Below are 20,321 nucleotides of genomic sequence, written 5' to 3' on the forward strand. Positions count from 1 at the left end.
AGGACGGCGCACGCTGGCGGCATGGCTGTGAAGGTCAGCGTGATCGTCAGTGTCCATAATCCGGGTGGCGGCGCCGATCCGTGCATCCGATCCGTGCTGGAGCAGACGCTCCCACCCGAGGCGTATGAAGTGATCTTCGTGGACGACGGGTCCACGGACGGCATCGCCGAGCGGCTCGACACCGTGGCCGCGGTCCGCAGGAACGTGCGGGTCCTGCACCTGCCGCACACCGGCTCGCCGATGTGCGGGCGCAACATCGGGCTCGCCGCCGCCAAGGGCGAGTTCGTCTACCTCCTCGACCAGCGCGACCGCCTGGAGCGCACCGCGCTGGAGCACCTGTACGCGCGCGCCGTCGAGACCGACGCCGACGTGCTCGTCGGCCGCCTGGTCCGCGACTCCGGGCCGCCCATGAACGCCTTCGAGACCGGCACCGCCCGCGCCGACATCCTGCGTGACCGGCTGCTCAACCTGCTCACGCCGCACAAGCTCTTCCGCCGGGAGTTCCTGGAGACGCACAAGCTCGGCTTCGCCGTACCCGGTGGGCGGATCGCGGAGCAGACGTTCGTGGTACGCGCGTACCTGCTGGCCAAGGTCGTCGCGGTGATGGCCGACCACGTCTGCTGCCATCTCGGCGAGCGCGAGGAGGCGGAGGAGGACCTGGGCACGCTCGCCCGCGAACTGCTGGCGCTGCTGGACGTCGTCGACGAGCACACCGAGCCGGGCCGCAGGCGCGACCGCATGTACGTCCACTGGCTGCGTTCGGTGGTCCTGCGCCCGTTCCTCAGCGCCCGCTTCGCCGGATCCTCCGTGGACCGGGGGAAGATGTTCACCGCCAGCCGTGAACTCGTGCTGGAGCGCTTCCCCGAGCGGCTCGACCGGCACCTGCCCGTGCACCTGCGCGCGGTCGCCGCGCTCCTGCGGGCCGGCCGCCTCGACCAGCTCGTCAGCTACGCCAACGTGACCCGCCGCGCGGACCTGCGCGCCGACCTGCTCGACGTGCGCTGGGACGGCCCCGTGCTCGCCCTGGGCCTGGCCGTCGAGGTGCTGGCCGCCGACGGCGAGCCCGCCCGCTACCGCGAGCAGGACGGACGGCTGCGCTGGCTGCCGCCGGGCTCGCTGGACGACCGGGCCATGCCCGACGGCGTCACGGACGTCACCGACGCCGTGGCGCGCGCCCGCATCGAGGTCTACGTACGCCAGGCCGACACCGGCGTCGTCTACTTCCTGCCGGTCACCTTCCACCTGGAACGCGTGCCGGAGGGCGCGGACGTCCGGCTGCGCATCGTCGGCGAGGCCCAGCTCGACGTGGCCACGGCCGCGCTCGGCGGCCCGCTGGACTCCGGCCAGTGGGAGGTCCACGTCCGCATGTACGGCGGCGCCCTCCAGGCCAGGACCCGCATCCGCCGCCCCGACGGCCCTCTCAACTGCCTGGGCATCCTGTCCCAGCGGCCAAGGCGCCGCCTGGTCGTCCCGTGCTGGACCGACGCCGGCGAGCTCGGCCTGGCCATCGAGCCGCGCTCGTTCTCCGAGTCGATCGCGCTGGTCTCGCCGGGAGCCAGCATCCGCAGGCAGCACAACCACGTCTACGTCGTCGTGCCCGTGCCGTACGTGCCGCCGAGCGGTGGCCCGCCGCTGGAACTGGTGCTGCGCAACACGGCCGGGCGGCTGCGCGAGATCTCCGCGCCCGCCCTGGTGGAGCCGGGCGTGCCGGGCAGGATCGCGGGCCAGCTCGTGGCCAAGGTGCCGGTCAAGCGCCTGCTGCCGGGCCGTGACCGGCTCGGGCCGGGGGCCTGGTCGTCCTCGCTGCGCGCGGAGGACGACGAGGTGGGCCTGCGGTTCGGGCTGGAGATGCGCGGCAGCAGGGTGGAGGTGTGCGCCTCGACCGAGGTGGACCCGGCGCGGCGCTCGCCGATGGGACGCGACACGATGCTGCGCCGGCTGGGCCGGCGCGTGCCCGGCGCCCGCCACCTGGTCCGCCTGGCCCGCGCGGGCAAGCACCGCTACCTCAGGGACTGACCCAGTCCTCCAGTTCCTCGAAGGCGTTCCTGAACTCGGGCAGGATCGGCCTGAGCCGGTCCGGGTAGGCGTCGACCAGGGCGTCCAGGTGGTTGCCCGCCTCGACGCGGTGGTAGCGGAAGGGCCGGTGCGGGCCGACCATCCTCGCGTAGACGTCGGAGGAGCGCGCGATGGGCAACAGGGCGTCCAGGGTGCCGTGGAGGGTGATGAGCGGCTTGGTGATCCGGCCGGTCAGCGCGATCTTCGCCACCGCCGCGTACGGCCGGCGCTCGGCGTAGACGTAGTCGGCGGGGGCGCCGGTGTAGGACGGGTCCAGTTCCTGCTGGTAGAGCCGCTGGGTGAGTTCCCAGTAGTACTGCCGGTGGAAGGGCCACAGGAACTCCGACTCCGCCGGGAATCCGGCCCGCGCCGGGCCGTGCCTGAGCGCAGTGGGCAGGAAGTCGAGCAGGTTGTCGCCCTTGAGGCGCCAGAGCGTGCCCTCCCAGTCGACGCCGCCGTCGTAGAGGTGGCCGCGGTTCTCCAGTTGCCACCTGACCAGGTAGCCGCCGTTGGAGATGCCGGCCATGAGGGTGCGGGCGGGCGGCCTGCCGTACCGCTGTCTGACGACGGATCTGGCGGCCAGCGTGAGCTGGGTGACGCGGTGGTTCCACTCGGCGATGGCGTCGCCGGGGCGCCGGCCGTCGGTGTGGAAGTCGAGGCCGACGTTGCCCTTGTCGGTGGCGGCGAAGGCGTAGCCCTTGGCGAGGACCCAGTCGGAGATGGTGAAGTCGTTGGCGTACTGCTCCCGGTTGCCCGGGGTGCCGGAGACGACCAGGCCGCCGTTCCAGCGGTCCGGCAGGCGGATGACGAACTGGGAGTCGTGGTTCCAGCCGCGGGTCCTGTTGCCGGTGGAGGTGTCGGGGAAGTAGCCGTCGATCTGGGTTCCCGGTACGCCGGTCGGGTTGACCGTGGCCGCGGAGTGCAGGCCGGCCCAGTCGGCGGGGTCGGTGTGGCCGGTGGCGGCGGTGCCCGCGGTGGTGAGGTCGGCGAGGGCGGCGGTGATCGTGTGCTCGGCGCCGGGCACGGTCAGGTGCGGCGGGGTGGCGACGAGCAGGCCGCCGAGCAGCGTGAGCGCGGCTAAGGCGTGCATCAGGCCCGTCCGAGGTGGTCGAGGAGCAGGCGGCGGAACTCCTCCGGGTGCTCCAGGTGGGGGCTGTGGCCGCAGTCCGGCAGGACGGCCTCGTGGTAGCGGCCGTAGCGTTCGAGCACGGCCCTGGTCTGGGCGATCATCGGCTGGGCGGGCGTGCCGGGAGAGCCGGGCACGACGCCGATCGCGCCGAGGTGCGCCAGGTCGAACGGCGAGGCGTCGGCGACGATCACGTCGTCGGTGCCCCTGATCCACAGGATCGGCGGCTTGTCCGGCAGCTCGTGGAGGTCGTCGAGCCGGAAGTGGGTGGGCGCCAGGGCGTTCAGGACGCCGCTCTTGCCCGGCGCCACGCCCGGCCAGCGGTCGGAGGTGACGGCCTCGCCCGGGTAGTTGTGCTCGCCGATCCTGGTGGTGAGCATCGCGGTCACGTAGAAGTCCTCGTCGGGGACCGGGGCGGCGACGTACGAGCCGCGGAAGACGGATCGGGGCGAGGCCGGGGACTCCTCGGAGGTGTCGCCGGCCCGGAGGCGGGCCACGAAGTCGGGGTTGACCGCCCCGGCGCCCGATCCGGTGCCGTCCTCGTGGGTCAGCCGGCCTTCCGGGCCCTCGGTGCCGCTGTAGCCGTAGGGGGAGACGGGGTTGACCAGGGTGATGCTCCTGACCAGGTCCGGGTGGTCGCGCAGGAGCTGCAGGACGATGCCGCCGCCCATGCTCCAGCCCACGAGGTGGACCTTGGGCAGGGCGAGCGTCGCGATCAGCTCGGTCAGGTCGTCGGAGAAGTCGCGCAGGCCGCGGGTGGCGTCCACGGGGGCGGGGTCGGTCTCGCCGAAGCCGCGCAGGTCGGGCGCGAGCGGGAGGTAGGGCTCGGGCAGAGCCTTCAGGGTGTCGCGCCAGAAGGCGCTGGAGGAGATGTTGCCGTGGACGAACAGGACAGGCTCAGCGCCGTTGTCCCGAAATTTCAGGACGTGCTGGGTCAGGCGCGGGGTGGTGACCTTCACGCGTGGATCCTCTCAGCCAGGTCGCGGCCCTGGGTCTCCCTGGCCTTGTAGACGGCGAACAGGGTCAGCAGGGCGGCGACGCCCAGGTAGATGGAGATCGGCAGCGAGCTGCCGTAGTCCCTGAGCAGGGCGACCGCGATCACCGGGGCCAGCGCGCCGGCCACGATGGCCGACAACTGGGCGCCGATGGACACGCCGGTGTAGCGGGAGCGGGTGGCGAACAGCTCGGCGAAGAAGGCGGCCTGCGGGCCGTACATCATGCCGTGGAACAGCAGGCCGACCGTGACCGCCAGCGTGATCGCGAGGAAGTTGCCGGTCCCGACCAGCGGGAAGAACGCGAAGATCCACACGCCGATGCCGGCGGCGCCGGCGAGGTAGATCGGGCGGCGGCCGACGCGGTCCGACAGCGCGCCCCACAGCGGGATCGTCGCGAAGTGGATGGCCGAGGCGATGAGCACCGCGTTGAGCACGGTCGAGTTGTCGATCCTCTCGGCCTTGGCGTAGGTGATGACGAAGACCGTCAGCAGGTAGAAGGAGATGTTCTCGGCGAGCCGGGCGCCGATCGCGATCAGCACGTCACGCCGGTGGTGGCGCAGGACGGTCACGATTGGGAGCGTCTCCTCCTTCGGCGCCCGCTCGAAGACGGGCGACTCGGTGATCGACAGCCGGATCCACAGGCCGATCAGCACCAGCACGCCCGACAGCAGGAACGGCACCCGCCAGCCCCACGACAGGAAGTCCGCCTCCGACTGGACCGCCGCCAGCAGGGCCAGCACGCCCGTCGCCAGCAGGTTGCCGCCGGGGGCGCCCGCCTGCGGCCACGAGGCCCAGAAGCCGCGCCGGGCGGAGTCGCCGTGCTCGGAGACGATCAGCACCGCGCCGCCCCACTCGCCGCCGAGGGCGAAGCCCTGCACCAGGCGCAGCACCGTCAGCAGCAGCGGCGCCGCCGCCCCGATCGCGGCGTGCGTGGGCAGGCAGCCGATGAGGAACGTCGCCGCGCCCATCAGCAGCAGGCTGACGACCAGGAGCGTCTTCCTGCCCACCCGGTCGCCGAAGTGGCCGAAGACCAGGCCGCCGAGCGGGCGGGCGACGAAGCCGACGGCGTAGGTGAGGAAGGCGAGCAGCGTGCCGGTCAGCGGGTCGCTCTCGGGGAAGAAGAGCTTGTTGAACACGAGTGCGGCGGCGGAGCCGTACAGGAAGAAGTCGTACCACTCGATGGTGGTGCCTATCAGGCTCGCGCCGACGATCTTCTTGATGGAAGTGGCCATGCCGGTCACGCTAAAGAGTGACCGGCGTCACTCATATGGGGCCGTTCTCCACACTCTGGGGAGAGGTTGTGTGGCCGAGCCGGTGCAGCCGGAGCGCGAGCTGGAGCTCAAGGGCGCGCTCCGGCTCCTGCCAGCCGTCGCCCAGGAGCTTGCCGATCCGGTCCAGGCGCTGGGTGACGGTGTTGACGTGGATGTGCATGGCCTCGGCCGTACGCGAGGGTGAGCCGCCCGAGGCGAAGTAGGCGGCCAGCGTGTCGCCGAGCGCGGTGCCCCGCCTGGCGTCGTAGCCGGTCACCGGGCCGAGGACGGAGTCCACGTAGCCGGGCACGTCCTGGCCGTCGCCGATGAGCAGGCCCACGAACCCCAGCTCGGCCGCGCCCGCCCCGTCGCCCGCGCGGCCCAGCGCCACCAGCGCCTGCGCGCACCGCTGCGCCTCCCGGTAGGCCGCCGTGACCTCCCCGCTCCTCGGTACGGCCGCGCCCGCCGTCGCCGGATGCCCCAGCGAGGCGGTCAGCTCGGCGGCGATCCTGCGCGCGATCGCGCCGGGGTCGGCACCCGGCAGCAACAGCACGACCTCCTCGCCACGCGCCGCCGCCAGCCCGTGCCGGATCGCCGCCTGCGAGGAGGCCCAGAACGCCGCGCGCTCGCGCTGCCCGTCGTGCCTGGCCACGACCAGCACGTGCGGGGTGTCCAGGTCCAGGCCCAGCCTGCGGGCGCGCTCGGCCAGGCCGGGCGAGCCGGGCCTGGAGATCAGGTCGTCCAGCAGCTCGCCGCGCACCCGGCCCTCGGCCTCGGCCACGCTGCGCCGGAACAGCAGCAGCAGCGCGCACACCTGTGCCCCGCGTTCGAGGATGCGCTCGTCGGCGTCGTCGCCGCGCAGCACCAGCGTGCACAGCGGCTCGCCGCCGACGTCGACGCTGGCGATGAGCAGGTCGCCGCGCCGTACGGTCCTGCCGAGCGCGCGCGAGTCCTGCGCGGCCTCGAAGACGCCGGGGTCGAGCCCGGCCGCGTCGGCGTCACCGGCCAGCGGGCGGCCGAGGTCGTCCAGGACCCACAGCCTCCCGCCCAGCACCTCCGTGATCACCGCGGCCACGTTCTCGATGCCGCCGCCGCGCAGCACCACCGAGGTCATCCGGTCGTGCGCCAGCGCCGCCCGCTCGACCGCCGCCGCGTGCTCGCGCGCGGTCCGGTGGGCCTGCGACAGCTCGTCGAGGGCGTTGCGCGTCTCCTGGAGCAGCCGCGCGTTGTCGATGGCCACCGCCGCGTGCGCGGCCAGCGACGCCAGCAGCGCCTCCTCTTCCTGCAGGAACGGCCGCGCGCTGCGGTTGGCCGCGAACAGCACGCCGATCACCCGGCGCCCCAGCCTCAGCGGCACCCCGAGGATGGCCACCAGGCCCTCCTCCTTGACCGCGAAGTCGATCGTCCCGGTGTGGTGGAAACGCGAGTCCGCCGGATAGTCCGCGGTCGAGTACGGCCGCGCCGTCTGCGCCACCAGCCCGCCGAGCCCGTCGCCCATCCCGAGCCTGAGCGCCTGGAAGGCGGCCGAGATGGAGCCGTCGGTGACCCGCATGTAGGTGTCGCCGCGCTCGGGGTCGTGCAGGGTGAGGTAGGCGGTGTCGGTGCCGAGCAACTGCCTGGCCCGGTGGACGATCGCCTCCAGCACGGCGTCGAGGTCGCGCAGCGCGGCCAGGTCTCCCGCGGTGTCGAACAGCGCCGACAGCTCCGCCTCGCGCCTGGCCCTGCGCCGCAGCAACTGCCTGACCCGCAGCGCCTCCACCTTGGCCAGTTCGAGCCGCTCGATCTCGGCCGGTCCCGCGCCCGCCGCCCGCGCCTCGATGATCGGCCCCTCGAACTCCACCGCCGAGGCTTCTCTGGCGAGGAGTTCGAGGAAGCGCGTGACCACTAGCGGGCCGTCCAGCCGCCGTCGACGGTCAGCGTGACGCCGGTGATGAACGACCCGCTGGGCCCGCACAGGTACGCGGCCAGGTCGGCCACCTCCTCCGGCTCGATCAGGCGCTTGATCGCCTCGGGGGCGAGCATGACCTCGGTGAGCACCTGGCTCTCCGGGATGCCGTGGGCCCTGGCCTGGTCGGCGATCTGGCGTTCGACCAGCTCGGTCCTGACGTAGCCGGGCGAGACGCAGGCCGAGGTGACGCCGTGCGGCGCGCCCTCAAGGGCGATCACCTTGGACAGGCCCTCCAGCCCGTGCTTGGCCGCCGTGTACGCCGACTTGAACGGCGAGCCGCGCAGCCCGTGCACCGAGGTGATGTTGACGAAGCGGCCCCAGCCCCTGGCGTACATGCCGGGCAGCACGTGCCTGGCGATCAGGAACGGCGCCTCCAGCATCACCCTGAGCATGCTCGCGAACGTCTCCGGCGGGAACTCCTCGATCGGGGCGACATGCTGGAAGCCCGCGTTGTTCACCACGATGTCCGCTTCTTCAGGAAATTTCGTGATGAAGTCGGGCTGGGTGAGGTCGGCCACCACGGCCACCCCCCGCGTCTCGGCCGCCACCTTCTCCGCCGACTCACTGTCGCGGTCGGCGACCAGCACCCTGGCCCCCCGCGCGGCCAGCTTGAGCGCGCACGCGCGCCCGATCCCCGCACCCGCCCCCGTCACCAGGGCGGTCCGCCCGCTCAGCTCGTTCCCCATGCTCCCGACCATAGGCGCTCCCCGATTCCGTACGCATGGGTGCCACCGACATACCTGGGTGATGATCTATGTGGCCGGGACGTGGTGCTAGGGTTTGCCCCATGAACGCTTTCTCGTACTCCTGGTGGTCCGTCTCCTAGGCGGACCCCCTAGCGTTCATCTCAACGGCCGCCTCGACGAGGCGGCCTTACGTGTTCTCCCTCCGCCTTGCCGAGCAGACTCGACACCGGAGGCGTCACGTGAACACCACCTGGCCCGCACTGCTCACCATGCTGCTCGGCGGCGGTTCGCTGTCCGCCCGCGACAGCGCCTGGGCGATGGAACAGATCATGTCGGGCGCCGCGACCGACGCCCAGATCGCCGGCTTCGCCGTGGCCCTGCGCGCCAAGGGCGAGAGCGTCGAGGAGGTGGCCGGGCTCGCCGACGGGATGCTGGCCCGCTCGGCCGCTATCCGCATCGCCGGCGACCCCGTCGACCTGGTCGGCACCGGCGGCGACCGGGCCAACACGGTCAACGTCTCCACCATGGCCGCGATCGTGGCCGCCGCGGCGGGCGCCAAGGTGGTCAAGCACGGCTCCCGCTCGGCCAGCTCCGCCTCGGGCGCGGCCGACGTGCTGGAGGAGCTCGGGGTCGCCATCTCCCTGGACCCGGCGGCGGTGGCCGAGGTGGCGGAGGAGGTGGGCATCACGTTCTTGTTCGCCCCGAGGTTCCACCCGTTCCTGCGCCACGCCTCCAAGGCCCGCGGCCAGCTCGGCGTGCCGACCGTCTTCAACTTCCTCGGCCCGCTCACCAACCCCGCCCTGCCCGCCGCGCAGGCCGTCGGCGTCTTCCACCCGCGCATGGCCGAGGTCATCGCGGGCGTGCTCGCCGAGCGCGGCGGCTCCTCGCTGGTCTTCCGCGGCGACGACGGGCTCGACGAGCTGACCACCACCGGCCCGTCCACCGTCCACGTGGTACGGCGGGGCGCGGTCCACACCACCGCCTTCGACCCCGCGGACCTGGACATCCCCCGCGCCACCGTGGCCGACCTGCGCGGCGGCGACCCGGCCCACAACGCCGGCGTCGCCAGGCGGCTCCTGGCGGGGGAGCGGGGGCCGGTGCGCGACATCGTGCTGCTCAACGCCGCCGCGGCCCTGGTCGCCGCCGATGGCACGCCGCCGGTCGCCGACCTCACCGAGGCGCTGGGCAAGGCGATGCGCCGGGCCGCCGACGCCGTGGACGCGGGCGCCGCCGCCGACCTGCTGACCCGGTGGGCGGCGGCCACGCGGGCGGCGTACCTCAGGAGAGAGCGAGCGGACCAAGCAGCGCCTTGACGTCGGCGTGGAAGGCGGGCGTGGGCGAGACCGCGTAGGCGGGCAGGCTCAGCAGGACGTCCTTGCCCGCCTCGCGGCGCACCCGCAGGTGGACGGCGGTCTGGCCGGGATGGGTGTCCAGGACGCGCCGGAACTCCCGCACCAGCCGCAGCGTCAGCCTCTCTTCGTCCAGCCGGATGACCAGCGGCGGGTCGGGCACCGTCAGGAACGTGACCTCCTCGCCGTAGACGCTCAGCGTCTCGTCGCGCACGTTGACCCGCCCGCCGATCGAGACCACGTCGTCCTGCGCCAGCGACTCCCCGCACAGCGCATAAACCTTGGGGAAGATCAGACACTCGACCGCGGCCTCGTGGTCCTCCAGCGTGACGACGGCCCAGGGATGCCCCTGCTTGGTCACCTTGCGCTGCAGGCCGGAGACGATGCCGCTGACCCGGGTCCTGGCGTCCTGGCGGCCCGAGGACAGGAGGGCGGCGATCGTGGTGTCGCGGTGGGCGCGCAGGAGTTCCTCCGCGCCGTCCAGCGGGTGGCCCGAGACATACAGGCCGAGCATCTCCCGCTCGTAGGCCAGCAGCGTCGGCTGGTCCCACTCCTCGTCGGTGATCGGCGCCGACAGCGCGCTTCCGTCGAACAGCGCGTCCTGGCCGTGGCCCTCGTTGCGCTTGACGCCCACGACCGCGTCCACGGCCTGCTCGTGCACGGCGACCAGCGCCTTGCGGCCGTGTCCAAGACTGTCGAACGCCCCCGCCTTGGCCAGCGACTCGATCACCCGCTTGTTGCAGACCGCGGCCGGCACCTTGGCGAGGAAGTCGTTGAAGCCGGTGTAGGCGCCCTTCTCGGTGCGGGCGGCGACGATCGCCTCGACGACGTTGGCGCCGATGTTGCGCACCGCGCCGAGGCCGAAGCGGATGTCGGCGCCGACCGCGGCGAAGTCCAGCCGGCTCGCGTTGACGTCGGGCGGCAGCACCTTCAGGCCCACCCGGCGGGCGTCGGCCAGGTAGACGGCCATCTTGTCCTTGTCGTCGCCGACCGAGGTGAGCAGCGCGGCCAGGTACTCGCTGGGGTGGTTGGCCTTGAGGTAGGCGGTCCAGTAGGAGACCAGGCCGTATCCGGCGGTGTGCGACTTGTTGAAGCCGTAGCCGCTGAAGGGCACCAGGACGTCCCAGACGGCCTTGATCGCGGCGTCGGAGAAGCCGTTGGCGCGCATGCCCGCGCAGAAGCGGTCCCACTCGGCGTCCAGGACCTCTTTCTTCTTCTTGCCCATGGCCCTGCGCAGCATGTCGGCGGCTCCGAGCGAGTAGCCGGCGAGCTGCTGGGCGATCGCCATGACCTGCTCCTGGAAGACGACCAGGTGGTAGGTGTCGCCCAGGATCGGCTCCAGGGCCGCCTCCAGCTCGGGATGGATCGGCTCGACCGGCTGCCTGCCCGTCTTGCGCAGGGCGTAGTTGGTGTGGGCGTTCATCTCCATCGGGCCGGGGCGGTAGAGGGCGTTCACCGCGGCGATGTCGGTGAACGTGGTGGGCCGCATGAGCCGCAGCAGCACCCGCATGCCCCCGCTGTCGAGCTGGAAGACGCCGAGCGTGTCGCCGCGGGCCAGCAGCTCGTAGGTTCTGGCGTCGTCGAGCGGCACGTCGAGGATGTCGACGTCCAGTCCCTTGTTCGCCTTCACGCCGGCTGTCGCGTCCTGGATGACGGTGAGGTTGCGCAGGCCGAGGAAGTCCATCTTCAGCAGGCCCATGTCCTCGGCCTGGGTGAACGGGAAGGCGGTCACGACCGGGCCGTCGGCCTTGGGCTTGGCCAGGGGGAGCACGTCCAGCAGGGGCTCGCTGGACAGGATGACGCCGGCGGCGTGGATGCCGGTGCCCCTGACCAGGCCCTCGACGCCGGTCGCGGTGTCGATCACCTGGCGGACCTCGGCGTCGGCGGCGTACATCTGCCGGAGTTCCGCGGCCTCGCCGTGGCGTGGGTGGTCCGCGTCGTGGATGGCCTGGAGCGGGATCTCCCTGCCGCCCACGGCCGCGGGGAAGGACTTGGTGATCCGGTCGCCGAGCGCGTACGGGTGGCCGAGCACCCGGCAGGCGTCCTTCACCGCGGCCTTGGCCTTGATCGTGTTGAAGGTGACGATCTGGCAGACGCGGTCGTCGCCGTACTTGCGGGTGACGTAGTCGATCATCTCGTCCCTGCGGCGGTCGTCGAAGTCGAGGTCGACGTCCGGCATGGTGATCCGCTCGGGGTTGAGGAACCGCTCGAAGATCAGCTTGTGCTCGATCGGGTCGAGCTCGGTGATGCCGGTGCAGTACGCGACCATGGAGCCCGTGGCCGAGCCCCTTCCCGGCCCGAGGCCGATGCCGTTCTCGCGGGCGTGGCGGCAGATGTCGGAGACGACCAGGAAGTAGCCGGGGAAGCCCATCATGTCGATGACCGACAGCTCGTAGTCGATGCGGTCCAGGACCTCCCGCGGCGGATCTCCGGCGTAGCGGCGGCGGGCGCCGCGCAGCGACTCCTCGCGCAGCCAGCTCGACTCGCTCTCGCCCTCCGGCACCGGGAACCTCGGCGTCAGGTCGCGGTGGGCGAAGACCTCGGCGTAGTCGCCGACGCGCTCGGCCACGAGCAGGGTGTTGTCGCAGGCGCCCGGCACCTCGGCGTCCCACTGGGCGCGCATCTCCTCGGCGGGCTTCAGGTAGTAGCCGCTGCCGCCGAACCTGAACCGGTCGGCGTCGGCCAGCCGCCTGCCCGTGCCGATGCACAGCAGCGCGTCGTGGGCCTGGGCCTGTGACTCGGTGACGTAGTGGGAGTCGTTGGTGGCCAGCGGCGGCAGGCCGAGCGCGGCGCCGATGCGCAGCAGGTCCGCGCGGACGCGGCGCTCGATGGCAAGGCCGTGGTCCATGAGCTCCAGGAAGTAGTTCTCCCGGCCGAAGAGGTCGCGGTGGCGGGCGGCGGCGGCGAGCGCCTGGTCGTACTGGCCGAGGCGGAGCCGGGTCTGGACCTCTCCCGAGGGGCAGCCGGTCGTGGCGATGATCCCTTCGTGATACTCCGCCAGCAGTTCATCATCCATGCGCGGATATTTCTGGACATGACCCTCCAGCCAGGCCCGTGACTGGAGCCGGAACAGGTTTCGCAGCCCCGCCGCGTCCGCCGCCCACATCGTCAGGTGGGTGTACAACCCGCGCCCCGACACGTCGCCGCCCGCCCCGCTCTCCTCGTCCGAGCGGCGCAACGACAGGTCCTCGCTCCAGAACACCGGCCGCCGGTCCCGCCGCGAGCCCGGCGCCACGTACGCCTCGATCCCGATGACCGGCTTGATCCCCGCCCTGCGCGCCGCCTGGTGGAACTCGTAGGCGCCGTGCACGTTGCCGTGGTCGCTCATGGCCACGGCCGGCATCCCCAGCCGGACCGCCTCCGCCATCAGCGGCGCGACCTTGGCGGCGCCGTCCAGCATGCTGTACTCCGTGTGGACGTGCAGGTGGGCGAAGGACCGCATGCCACTCCTCCTGGTTGTACGCTCGCGTCGGAACCCGAGTATTCGACCCGAGGCCGATCCGGGTTGTCCAACAAACGACACGCGATAGCCCACAACGAACGGTTGTACTCAATGGAAGGCTCAGAGCTTGACCTCGGCGCGGTACGCGCGTTCGCCGTGATCGCGGAGGAACGTTTCTTCGGCGAGGCCGCCGCCCGCCTCGGCATCAGCCAGCAGGCCGTCTCCAAGCGGATCGCGAAGCTGGAGTCCGAGCTCGGGCTGACGTTGTTCTACCGGACGCGCGGCGGCGCCGACCTCACCCGGGACGGCGCCGCGTTCCTGCCCCACGCCCGCGCCCTTGTCGGCCTGGCCGACCAGGCCGTCGAACTGGCCAGGCGGCGGCACCGCGCGCTGCGCGTGGACGTGCTCGACACCCGGGTGGCCTCGATCGAGCTGGTCAGGTCCTTCCACCGGGCGTGCGGCGAGGCCGACATCGACGTCGTCACGTCCAACGGGCTCAGGAGCGCTCGCGACAACCTCGGCCTGGGGCACGTTGACGCCGTCTTCGCCCGCGCCGCCGGGGCGCTGCCGGAAGGTCTGGAGGTCGTCCCCGCCTACCTGGAGCCGCTCCACCTTCTGGTCGGCAGGACACATCCGCTGGCCGGGCGCAGGCGGATGGAGACCGCGGAACTGGCCGGGATGACCGTGTGGATGCCGGGCAACGAGGAGGGCAGCGAGTGGGCTGCCTTCTATGCGGAGATGGCGGAGGTCTTCGGGTTCACCGTGGACACGTCGGGGCCCGATTTCGGGTGGGAGCACTTCGTGGAGACGGTGGCGGAGGGGGAGCGGGTCAGCTTCGCCGGAGAGCGCACCCGGCTGCCCTGGCATCCGGACACCACCCGGATTCCGCTGGTGGGGCCGTCACCTGCCTACCCTTGCTCGCTGATCGTGCATCGGCAGAATCGGCGGGGGGTTCTGCGGGCGTTCGTCAGGCATGTGAGGGAGGGGTACCGGGCCTTCAGCCCGGCCCGGCACTGGCTGCCGGCCGAGGACCGCGAGGTGTTCGGCCTTTGACCTGTTGGGATTGGGTGACCGGCGGGGTTTCCGTGCCGGGGGTCAAGGGTGGCCGTTGCGGTGGGGCGTTTGTCCGACGTGAGAAGCGACCCCCACGATCGGCGCCCGCCAAGGTCGGCGGGTGGCGTGGGGGTGGCTTTGCCGTAATGGAGAAGGGGTTGGGTCTGTCACGAAGTGGCGGGTTTTGTCATGGAGAGGACGTCCAGCAGCGCGTCGAGCTGGGGCTCGGTGAGGGCGCCGTTGGCGATGTGGCCACGTTCGATGACCACCTGGCGGATGGTCTTGCGCTCGGCCAGCGCCTGCTTGGCGATCTTGGCCGCCTCCTCATATCCGACATACCGGTTGAGCGGCGTGACGATCGACGGCGACGACTCGGCGTACTCGCGCAGCCGCTCCACGTTCGCCGTGATGCCCGACACCGTCCGGTCGGCGAGCAGCCGTGAGATCGCCGCCAGCAGCCGGATCGACTCGAGGATGTTGCGCGCGATCACCGGGAGCTGCACGTTCAGCTCGAACGTGCCCGACGCCCCCGCGAACGTGATCGCCGCGTCGTTGCCGATGACCTGCGCGGCGACCATGGCCGTGGCCTCGGGGATCACCGGGTTCACCTTGCCCGGCATGATCGACGAGCCGGGCTGCAGGTCGGGCAGGTTGATCTCGCCGAGCCCCGCGCGCGGACCCGAGCCCATCCAGCGCAGGTCGTTGGCGATCTTGTTGAGGGAGACGGCCACGACCTTGAGCTGCCCGGACAGCTCGACGATCGAGTCCTGCGCGCTCTGCGCCTCGAAGTGGTCGTCGGCCTCGCGGAAGGCGATTCCGGTTGCCTCGCGCAGCTTCGCGATCGCCTGCTCGGCGAAGCTCGGCGGGGTGTTGATGCCGGTGCCGACCGCGGTGCCGCCCAGGGGGAGTTCGAGCACGTGGGGCAGCGCCGAGCGGACGCGCGCCAGCCCGTGCTCGATCTGCGACGCGTAACCGCCGAACTCCTGGCCCAGCGTGACCGGCGTCGCGTCCATGAGGTGCGTGCGGCCGGACTTCACGTGGTCGGCGAACTCCGCCGCCTTCACGCGCAACGCGGCCGCCAGGTGCTCAAGGGACGGTAGCAAGTGGAAGGTGACCTCGGTCGCGGCGGCCACGTGGATCGAGGTCGGGAACACGTCGTTGGACGACTGCGAGGCGTTGACGTGGTCGTTCGGGTGCACCGGACGGCCCAGCCGCTCCTCGGCCAGGCTGGCGATCACCTCGTTGGCGTTCATGTTGGACGAGGTGCCGGAGCCGGTCTGGAAGACGTCGATGGGGAAGTGCGCGTCGTACTCGTTGTCGGCCACGTCCGCGGCCGCCTGCGCTATCGCCTCGGCCAGGTCCTTGTCGATCACGCCGAGCTCGCCGTTGACCTCCGCGGCCACGGCCTTGATCAGGCCGAGCGCGGCGATGTGCGCGGGCTCCAGCGGACGTCCTGAGACCGGGAAGTTCTCCACGGCGCGCTGGGTCTGCGCCCGCCACCGGGCGCCCGCGGGCACCCGGACCTCGCCCATGGAGTCATGCTCAATCCGAAACTCGCTCATGGCTCCCAGTCTGTCTCATGGGTGCGGCTAGCTGACGAGCGCCACGATGAGGATCGCGATGATGACCGCGGTCGCCGCGGCGACGGCCATGAGGATGAGCATGCCGCGCTTGTTGCCGGTCTGCGGGGGTTCCTGGGCGGTTCCGGCGATGGCGAACAGGTCGGTGCCCAGGCCCTTCTCCTCGAACACCGGCGGTGGCGGCTGCTGTTGCGGGTGCTGGGGTGGCTGCTGCTGGGGGCGCAGGTGCGGGGGCGGCGGGTAGACCTGCTGGCCGGGCGGGTAGACGCGCATGGTGTTGACGTCGCCCTCGTCGACCGGCCGGTGCGGCTGCGGCCTGGAGGTTGGGTGCGGCCTGGCCGGCTGGGGCGGGGGGCCGGTAGGCGCTGGGTGGGGTGGCGGGGCGGGGTGGCGCGGGTTCGCCGGGGTGGGGTGTGCGGCGGTGTTGGCGGAGGCCGGGTAGGCGGGCTGCGGCGGTTGCTGGGCGGCGGGAGGCTGGGCGGACGTGGGCAACTGGGGTGGTTTGGGGACCCGCACGGCGATCGTCCGGTCCGGGTCATAGCCCTCGGCGGGCCGCGGTGGCCGCGGCGGCGCCTTCGGCTGCTCGTCCTTGATGATCGGGATCTCGCTGGTCGGCGTGTCCGCGACCATCCTCAGCATGGTCTCGGCCTGCGCCGCGCTCAGCCGCTGCTTGTAGTCCTTGTTCAGCAGCCCGGTCAGCGCCGGACGCAACGGCCCCGCCTGCGTGGGCAGGTCGGCGTTCTCGCTGAGCAGCGCCGCCAGCGTCTCGGCGATCGACGCCCGCTCGTACGCCGGACGCCCCTCGACCGCGAAGTAAAGGGTCGCGCCCAGCGACCAGATGTCCGATTCCGGGCCGGTGTACTCGCCTCTGGCGCGTTCCGGAGCCGTGTAGCCGGGCGAGCCGATCACCATGCCGGTCTTGGTGAGCTTGCTGTCGCCCTCCTGCTTGGCGATGCCGAAGTCGGTCAGCACCACCCGCCCGCTCGCGGTGATGAGCACGTTGCCGGGTTTGACGTCACGGTGGGTGATGCCCTGGGCGTGGGCGGCACGCAGCGCGCCCAGCAGGTCGACGCCGATCTCGGCCACGAGCCGCGGCGGCAGCGGCCCCTCCTCGTCGATGACCTGCTCCAGCGAGCGGGCCTCGACCAGCTCCATGATGATCCACGGGCTGTTGTCCTGGATGAGCACGTCGTGGATCGAGGCGACCGAGGGGTGGTTGATCCTGGAGGCCGTCCTGCCCTCCCTGACCATGCGTTCGCGCAGCTCGGCTCGCTGCTCCTCGCTGAGCCCGGGGTCCTGGCGGATCTCCTTGACCGCCACCTCCCGGCCGAGGGCGCGGTCGCGGGCGCGCCACACGGTGCCCATGGTGCCCCGGCCAAGCGGGGCGATCAGCTCGTAGCGCTCCGCGAGCAGGCGTGTGTGCTGTTCCGGCATGGATAGAAGATATCGATTCTCGCTTAGGAAGTGCTTTACCCTCGCTTGCGAAGTTCCCGCGGCCAGAACCGCCGAGGAAGGCACAACTTTATCACCGCAGCTTTAAATCGGGCATAAGCCGACAAAGTGGGGCGGGGTTCCACGCGCTTGCGGTGCACGCCCTCGCCCTGCCTGCGTTCCATTCTCGGTCCAGGTACGGCCAGCGCCGCCTGCGTGGCCTCCGCCCGATGCAGCCCGCGATGCGCGGGCCGGCGCGCGAAAGACGGGGTGGTGATCACCGGCGTGGGCCGCGCGCCCCTTTTCACCGGCAGCGGTTCCTCGGCCGAGCCGCCGGCCGCGACACGGGCCAGCATCAGCGAGGCGCGCACCGAGTCGAGCCGGGTCTCCGGGTCGATGCGCAGAAGGGCGTCGAGCACCGGCGCCAGCGGTCCTGCCTTGGCCATCGGGATCGGTTCGCCGCTGGTCAGGGCGGCCAGGGCGGCGGCAGCCGTACGTCGGCCGTGGAGACCTCTGCCCTCGACGGCGGTGTAGAGGGTCGCGCCGAGCGACCACAGGTCGGCGGCGGGGCTGGCCTTGGCGCCGAGCACCCGCTCGGGCGCGATGTAGCCCGCGGACCCCAGCACGATGCCCGCCTGGGTGATCGAGACGTCACCCTCCAGCGCGGCCAGGCCGAAGTCGGTGAGCACCGCGCGGTCCTCGGTCACCAGCACGTTGCTGGGCTTCACGTCGCGGTGCAGGATGCCCTTGGCGTGGACGGCGCGCAGCGCGCCCAGGATCTGCCGGCCGATCTCGGCGGCCTTGCGCGGGTGGAGCGGTCCGTCCTCGAGGATGAGCTGCTCCAGGGACTTGGCCTGAAGCAGCTCCATCACGATCCACGGCCGGTCGTCCTCGGTGACCACGTCGAACACGGTGATGACCGAGGGGTGGGCGACCATCGCGGTGGCCCGGCCCTCGCGCTCGGTGCGGGCGCACAACTCCGCGCGCAGCTCTTCGTCGAGTACGGCGGGCAGCCGCACCTCCTTGACCGCCACGTGCCGGTCAAGCAGTTCGTCATGCGCTCGCCAAACGGTGCCCATACCGCCGCGGCCGACCGGCTCCAGCAACCGGTAGCGCGCGGCGAGGAGGTAACCGGCGGGCGCACGCATGGCAGGCAGCTTACCTATTTGTGTAAACCGACCAGTAGAGGCCGGGCCGATAAAAAGTTGCGAACTTTGGTCAACCCGCTTGACTTGTGACGTCAGCGAACCTACGTGCCACGTCATCCCAGTTGATCAGGCTCCACAGCTTCTCCACGTAGTCCGGTCGGACGTTGCGGTACTGCAGGTAGTACGCGTGCTCCCAGGCGTCGAAGACCAGGAGCGGCGTGCTGTTCATGCCGACGTTGCCGTGGTGGTCGTAGACCTGCTCGACGATCAGGCGCTTGCCGAGCGGTTCCCACGCCAGGATGCCCCAACCGGAACCCTGCACTCCGGCGGTGGCCGTCGTCAACTGCTTCTGGAAGGCCTCGAACGTGCCGAAGTGCTCGTCGATGGCCGCCCGCAGCGCGCCGTCGGGACGGTCGCCGCCGTCGGGGGAGAGGTTCTCCCAGAAGATCGAGTGCAGCACGTGGCCGGAGAGGTTGAACGCGAACGTCTTCTCCAGTCCGACCAGCCCGCCGAACTCGCCCTTGTCGCGGGCCTCGGCGAGGCGCTCCAGGGTGTCGTTGGCGCCCTTGACGTACGCCGCGTGGTGCTTGGCGTGGTGCAGTTCGAGGATCTCGCCGGTGATGGCGGGCTCCAGCGCCGCGTAGTCGTAGGGCATGTCAGGAAGGGTGTACTCCCCCATGTGTCCTCCAATTCGATCACTGGCCTCCGACACTATTGCAACTAGCTCGCAGGTGCATCAGACCTGCGACCTAGGTCCACCTCTTCTTGCGAGTTACTTGCAACTAGGACATTATGGCAAGAGTCAGTTAGGTCCTGGTCGTGCGGGCGAACGGTCACCGTTCGCCCGCACTGCCGTTTTCACCCCCAACTCCCGTTGTAGGGGAACCCCTGAACCCGCTTACGAAACCCTTGTCGCGTCCTGTCAGTGGGTTGTAGGCGCGCGGTAAGAGGTACGGCGCAGAGTGAAGCCATGAAGCAGGCAGGCAGCCCCCGAAACTGTCGGTCCCGATCGTCAGAATGAGGGCAAGCGCCCAGACCTAAGGGACGTGATGAAGATGCGCCAGACCCAGATCCGGCCCCGCCCGAGGAAGCCCGCAGGGACCGCGCTGGACCTCCGCACTCCGTCAGGGCGCAAGCTGCCCTTCTGAACACCACAAGCTTTTCCAGGAGTCACCTGAGAGGTGCACCATGTGCAGTCACCAGCCCACCTGCCCCACTGCCTACTCCGCCGACCGTGAGGCGTCGCACGTGATCTCGGCCCACCCTGACCAGGGCTGGAGCCTGCTGTGCAACGGAGTGGTGCTGTTCGAGGACACCGGGTTGCTGCTGCCGGACGGCACGATCGTCGCCCCCCACCGGCAGCCGATCGCCGCCTGACAGGACACGGTCTTCCACCCTTGGCGCGCAGGGCACGGTCCTTCACTTTGGCGCGCTTCGCGCGTGGGGGTTCCGGGCGTTTGGCCAGTCGAGCTGAAGCTCGACCCCTGGAGGTCCTCGCTCCGCTCGGGCGGCCCTTCCAAGCGCTTGCGCCCCTGTCTTGGCCGGATCGTCTCGCGGCCGACAGGCATGGTCCTTCACTTTGGCGCGCTTCGCGCGTGCGGGTTCCGGGCGTTTTTCCAGTCGAGCTGAAGCTCGACCCCTGGAGGTCCTCGCTCCGCTCGGGCGGCCCTCCCAAGCGCTTGCGCCCCTGTCTTGGCCGGAGGGCTACTTTTGCGACCGGCGATCCGGTTGGCCAGCCGCGGGAAGGACCGTTGGCGATGCTCGCCGTCCTGCCTCACGCCTATCGGGGCCAGCGCGGCATTACAGTGCTTGTCTGGCAGGGCACGGATGGTTCACGTGGTGGTTGGGGCAGCAGATCATGCCGACTGTGAGGAACCGGCCCCCAGGCAGCCATGAACCCCACTGCACATCGACGCCACGCGGCAACAGGTCGTGTGCCTGGTCCAGTCGGTCGCGCATGGGGATCGGGTCGTGGGCTGCGGCCGGCGCGTACTGAGACCGCATCCACTCAGCCGCCTTGGTCACGTCGTCGAACGTCTCGGCGATGCGTGAGGCGGGTTTGGCCAGCCACTCGCCCGTGCGCATGGGTGGCAGTACAGAGCTGATGAAGTCCGGTGATGTAGGCCGCCGCTCCGCCTCACGTGCTAGATCTTGGCCGTTGCCGTTCCAGGTGTAGCCGTGCCAGTGCAGCGCCATCAACAGGTCCCCATGCAGTCGAAAGAAGAGGGCGGTCCACACCTGCTGCGGGCGGACAGGGA

At 71.1% G+C, this 20,321-nt stretch carries 15 protein-coding genes; 4 read left to right on the forward strand and 11 right to left on the reverse strand.

What is annotated here, in order from left to right; genetic code table 11:
* The first annotated feature begins 21 nt into the window (after positions 1-21).
* Complete coding sequence (locus ACIBEJ_RS31500; RefSeq protein ID WP_397186494.1) at positions 22-2,016, forward strand: glycosyltransferase family 2 protein; 1,995 nt, start codon at positions 22-24, stop codon at positions 2,014-2,016.
* Here ACIBEJ_RS31500 and ACIBEJ_RS31505 read toward each other — a convergent pair.
* The 5 genes from ACIBEJ_RS31505 to ACIBEJ_RS31525 are packed head-to-tail and all read right to left on the reverse strand — an operon-like array spanning position 2,006 to position 8,060.
* Positions 2,006-3,145, reverse strand: a complete 1,140-nt coding sequence (locus ACIBEJ_RS31505) for an alpha/beta hydrolase family protein (protein ID WP_397186495.1) — start codon at positions 3,143-3,145, stop codon at positions 2,006-2,008. The two genes, ACIBEJ_RS31500 and ACIBEJ_RS31505, sit on opposite strands and share 11 nt — an antisense overlap.
* Positions 3,145-4,140, reverse strand: a complete 996-nt coding sequence (locus ACIBEJ_RS31510; protein ID WP_397186496.1) for an alpha/beta fold hydrolase — start codon at positions 4,138-4,140, stop codon at positions 3,145-3,147. The genes ACIBEJ_RS31505 and ACIBEJ_RS31510 overlap by 1 nt, the downstream gene beginning before the upstream one ends.
* Positions 4,137-5,408, reverse strand: a complete 1,272-nt coding sequence (locus tag ACIBEJ_RS31515; protein WP_397186497.1) for an MFS transporter — start codon at positions 5,406-5,408, stop codon at positions 4,137-4,139. The genes ACIBEJ_RS31510 and ACIBEJ_RS31515 overlap by 4 nt, the downstream gene beginning before the upstream one ends.
* Before the next feature lie 31 nt (positions 5,409-5,439).
* A complete protein-coding gene (locus ACIBEJ_RS31520) occupies positions 5,440-7,311 on the reverse strand; it encodes a helix-turn-helix domain-containing protein (protein ID WP_397186498.1) in 1,872 nt (623 codons plus the stop codon).
* Positions 7,311-8,060, reverse strand: coding sequence for a 3-hydroxybutyrate dehydrogenase (locus ACIBEJ_RS31525; RefSeq protein ID WP_397186499.1), 750 nt, complete (start codon positions 8,058-8,060; stop codon positions 7,311-7,313). Before ACIBEJ_RS31525 ends, ACIBEJ_RS31520 begins: the two co-directional genes overlap by 1 nt.
* A 269-nt stretch (positions 8,061-8,329) precedes the next feature.
* Between ACIBEJ_RS31525 and trpD the strand changes: the two genes are divergently transcribed.
* Positions 8,330-9,373, forward strand: coding sequence for an anthranilate phosphoribosyltransferase (gene trpD / locus ACIBEJ_RS31530; protein ID WP_397186734.1), 1,044 nt, complete (start codon positions 8,330-8,332; stop codon positions 9,371-9,373).
* Here the strand turns inward: trpD and dnaE are convergent.
* Complete coding sequence (gene dnaE / locus ACIBEJ_RS31535) at positions 9,339-12,851, reverse strand: DNA polymerase III subunit alpha (protein WP_397186500.1); 3,513 nt, start codon at positions 12,849-12,851, stop codon at positions 9,339-9,341. The two genes, trpD and dnaE, sit on opposite strands and share 35 nt — an antisense overlap.
* Before the next feature lie 111 nt (positions 12,852-12,962).
* Here dnaE and ACIBEJ_RS31540 point away from each other — a divergent pair, with 111 nt between their 5' ends.
* Complete coding sequence (locus ACIBEJ_RS31540; protein ID WP_397186501.1) at positions 12,963-13,904, forward strand: LysR family transcriptional regulator; 942 nt, start codon at positions 12,963-12,965, stop codon at positions 13,902-13,904.
* 167 nt (positions 13,905-14,071) lie between these two features.
* On the opposite strand, the gene ACIBEJ_RS31545 is transcribed toward ACIBEJ_RS31540, so the two are convergent.
* The 4 genes from ACIBEJ_RS31545 to ACIBEJ_RS31560 all read right to left on the reverse strand — a co-directional run bounded on the left by ACIBEJ_RS31545 (position 14,072) and on the right by ACIBEJ_RS31560 (position 18,742).
* Positions 14,072-15,466 (reverse strand): class II fumarate hydratase, encoded by a 1,395-nt coding sequence (locus ACIBEJ_RS31545; protein ID WP_397186502.1) that lies wholly within the window; start codon positions 15,464-15,466, stop codon positions 14,072-14,074.
* A 27-nt stretch (positions 15,467-15,493) separates the two neighbouring features.
* Positions 15,494-16,918 (reverse strand): serine/threonine-protein kinase, encoded by a 1,425-nt coding sequence (locus ACIBEJ_RS31550; RefSeq protein ID WP_397186503.1) that lies wholly within the window; start codon positions 16,916-16,918, stop codon positions 15,494-15,496.
* A gap of 35 nt (positions 16,919-16,953) precedes the next feature.
* Complete coding sequence (locus ACIBEJ_RS31555) at positions 16,954-18,063, reverse strand: serine/threonine-protein kinase (RefSeq protein ID WP_397186504.1); 1,110 nt, start codon at positions 18,061-18,063, stop codon at positions 16,954-16,956.
* A 70-nt stretch (positions 18,064-18,133) separates the two neighbouring features.
* Positions 18,134-18,742, reverse strand: coding sequence for a superoxide dismutase (locus tag ACIBEJ_RS31560; protein WP_397186505.1), 609 nt, complete (start codon positions 18,740-18,742; stop codon positions 18,134-18,136).
* Positions 18,743-19,251: 509 nt separating this feature from the next.
* Between ACIBEJ_RS31560 and ACIBEJ_RS31565 the strand changes: the two genes are divergently transcribed.
* On the forward strand, positions 19,252-19,440 hold the full coding sequence (locus tag ACIBEJ_RS31565) for a DUF5999 family protein (protein ID WP_397186506.1): 189 nt from the start codon (positions 19,252-19,254) through the stop codon (positions 19,438-19,440).
* Positions 19,441-19,863: 423 nt separating this feature from the next.
* On the opposite strand, the gene ACIBEJ_RS31570 is transcribed toward ACIBEJ_RS31565, so the two are convergent.
* The gene (locus ACIBEJ_RS31570) at positions 19,864-20,259 is read right to left on the reverse strand and encodes a hypothetical protein (RefSeq protein WP_397186507.1); all 396 of its coding nucleotides are present in this window, start codon (positions 20,257-20,259) and stop codon (positions 19,864-19,866) included.
* Positions 20,260-20,321 lie beyond the last annotated feature (62 nt).

Origin of the sequence: Nonomuraea sp. NPDC050790 (genome assembly GCF_044456745.1) — a bacterium.
In the GTDB taxonomy this organism is placed as follows: Bacteria; Actinomycetota; Actinomycetes; order Streptosporangiales; family Streptosporangiaceae; genus Nonomuraea.

Coding starts and splice junctions, on each gene's coding strand:
- ACIBEJ_RS31515 (WP_397186497.1), bottom strand. CDS start 5,408: ATGGCCACTTCCATCAAGAAGATCGTCGGCGCGAGCCTGATAGGCACC.
- ACIBEJ_RS31500 (WP_397186494.1), top strand. CDS start 22: ATGGCTGTGAAGGTCAGCGTGATCGTCAGTGTCCATAATCCGGGTGGC.
- ACIBEJ_RS31565 (WP_397186506.1), top strand. CDS start 19,252: ATGTGCAGTCACCAGCCCACCTGCCCCACTGCCTACTCCGCCGACCGT.
- ACIBEJ_RS31560 (WP_397186505.1), bottom strand. CDS start 18,742: ATGGGGGAGTACACCCTTCCTGACATGCCCTACGACTACGCGGCGCTG.
- dnaE (WP_397186500.1), bottom strand. CDS start 12,851: ATGCGGTCCTTCGCCCACCTGCACGTCCACACGGAGTACAGCATGCTG.
- ACIBEJ_RS31540 (WP_397186501.1), top strand. CDS start 12,963: ATGGAAGGCTCAGAGCTTGACCTCGGCGCGGTACGCGCGTTCGCCGTG.
- ACIBEJ_RS31550 (WP_397186503.1), bottom strand. CDS start 16,918: ATGCCGGAACAGCACACACGCCTGCTCGCGGAGCGCTACGAGCTGATC.
- ACIBEJ_RS31555 (WP_397186504.1), bottom strand. CDS start 18,063: ATGCGTGCGCCCGCCGGTTACCTCCTCGCCGCGCGCTACCGGTTGCTG.
- trpD (WP_397186734.1), top strand. CDS start 8,330: ATGCTGCTCGGCGGCGGTTCGCTGTCCGCCCGCGACAGCGCCTGGGCG.
- ACIBEJ_RS31570 (WP_397186507.1), bottom strand. CDS start 20,259: ATGGCGCTGCACTGGCACGGCTACACCTGGAACGGCAACGGCCAAGAT.
- ACIBEJ_RS31525 (WP_397186499.1), bottom strand. CDS start 8,060: ATGGGGAACGAGCTGAGCGGGCGGACCGCCCTGGTGACGGGGGCGGGT.
- ACIBEJ_RS31505 (WP_397186495.1), bottom strand. CDS start 3,145: ATGCACGCCTTAGCCGCGCTCACGCTGCTCGGCGGCCTGCTCGTCGCC.
- ACIBEJ_RS31545 (WP_397186502.1), bottom strand. CDS start 15,466: ATGAGCGAGTTTCGGATTGAGCATGACTCCATGGGCGAGGTCCGGGTG.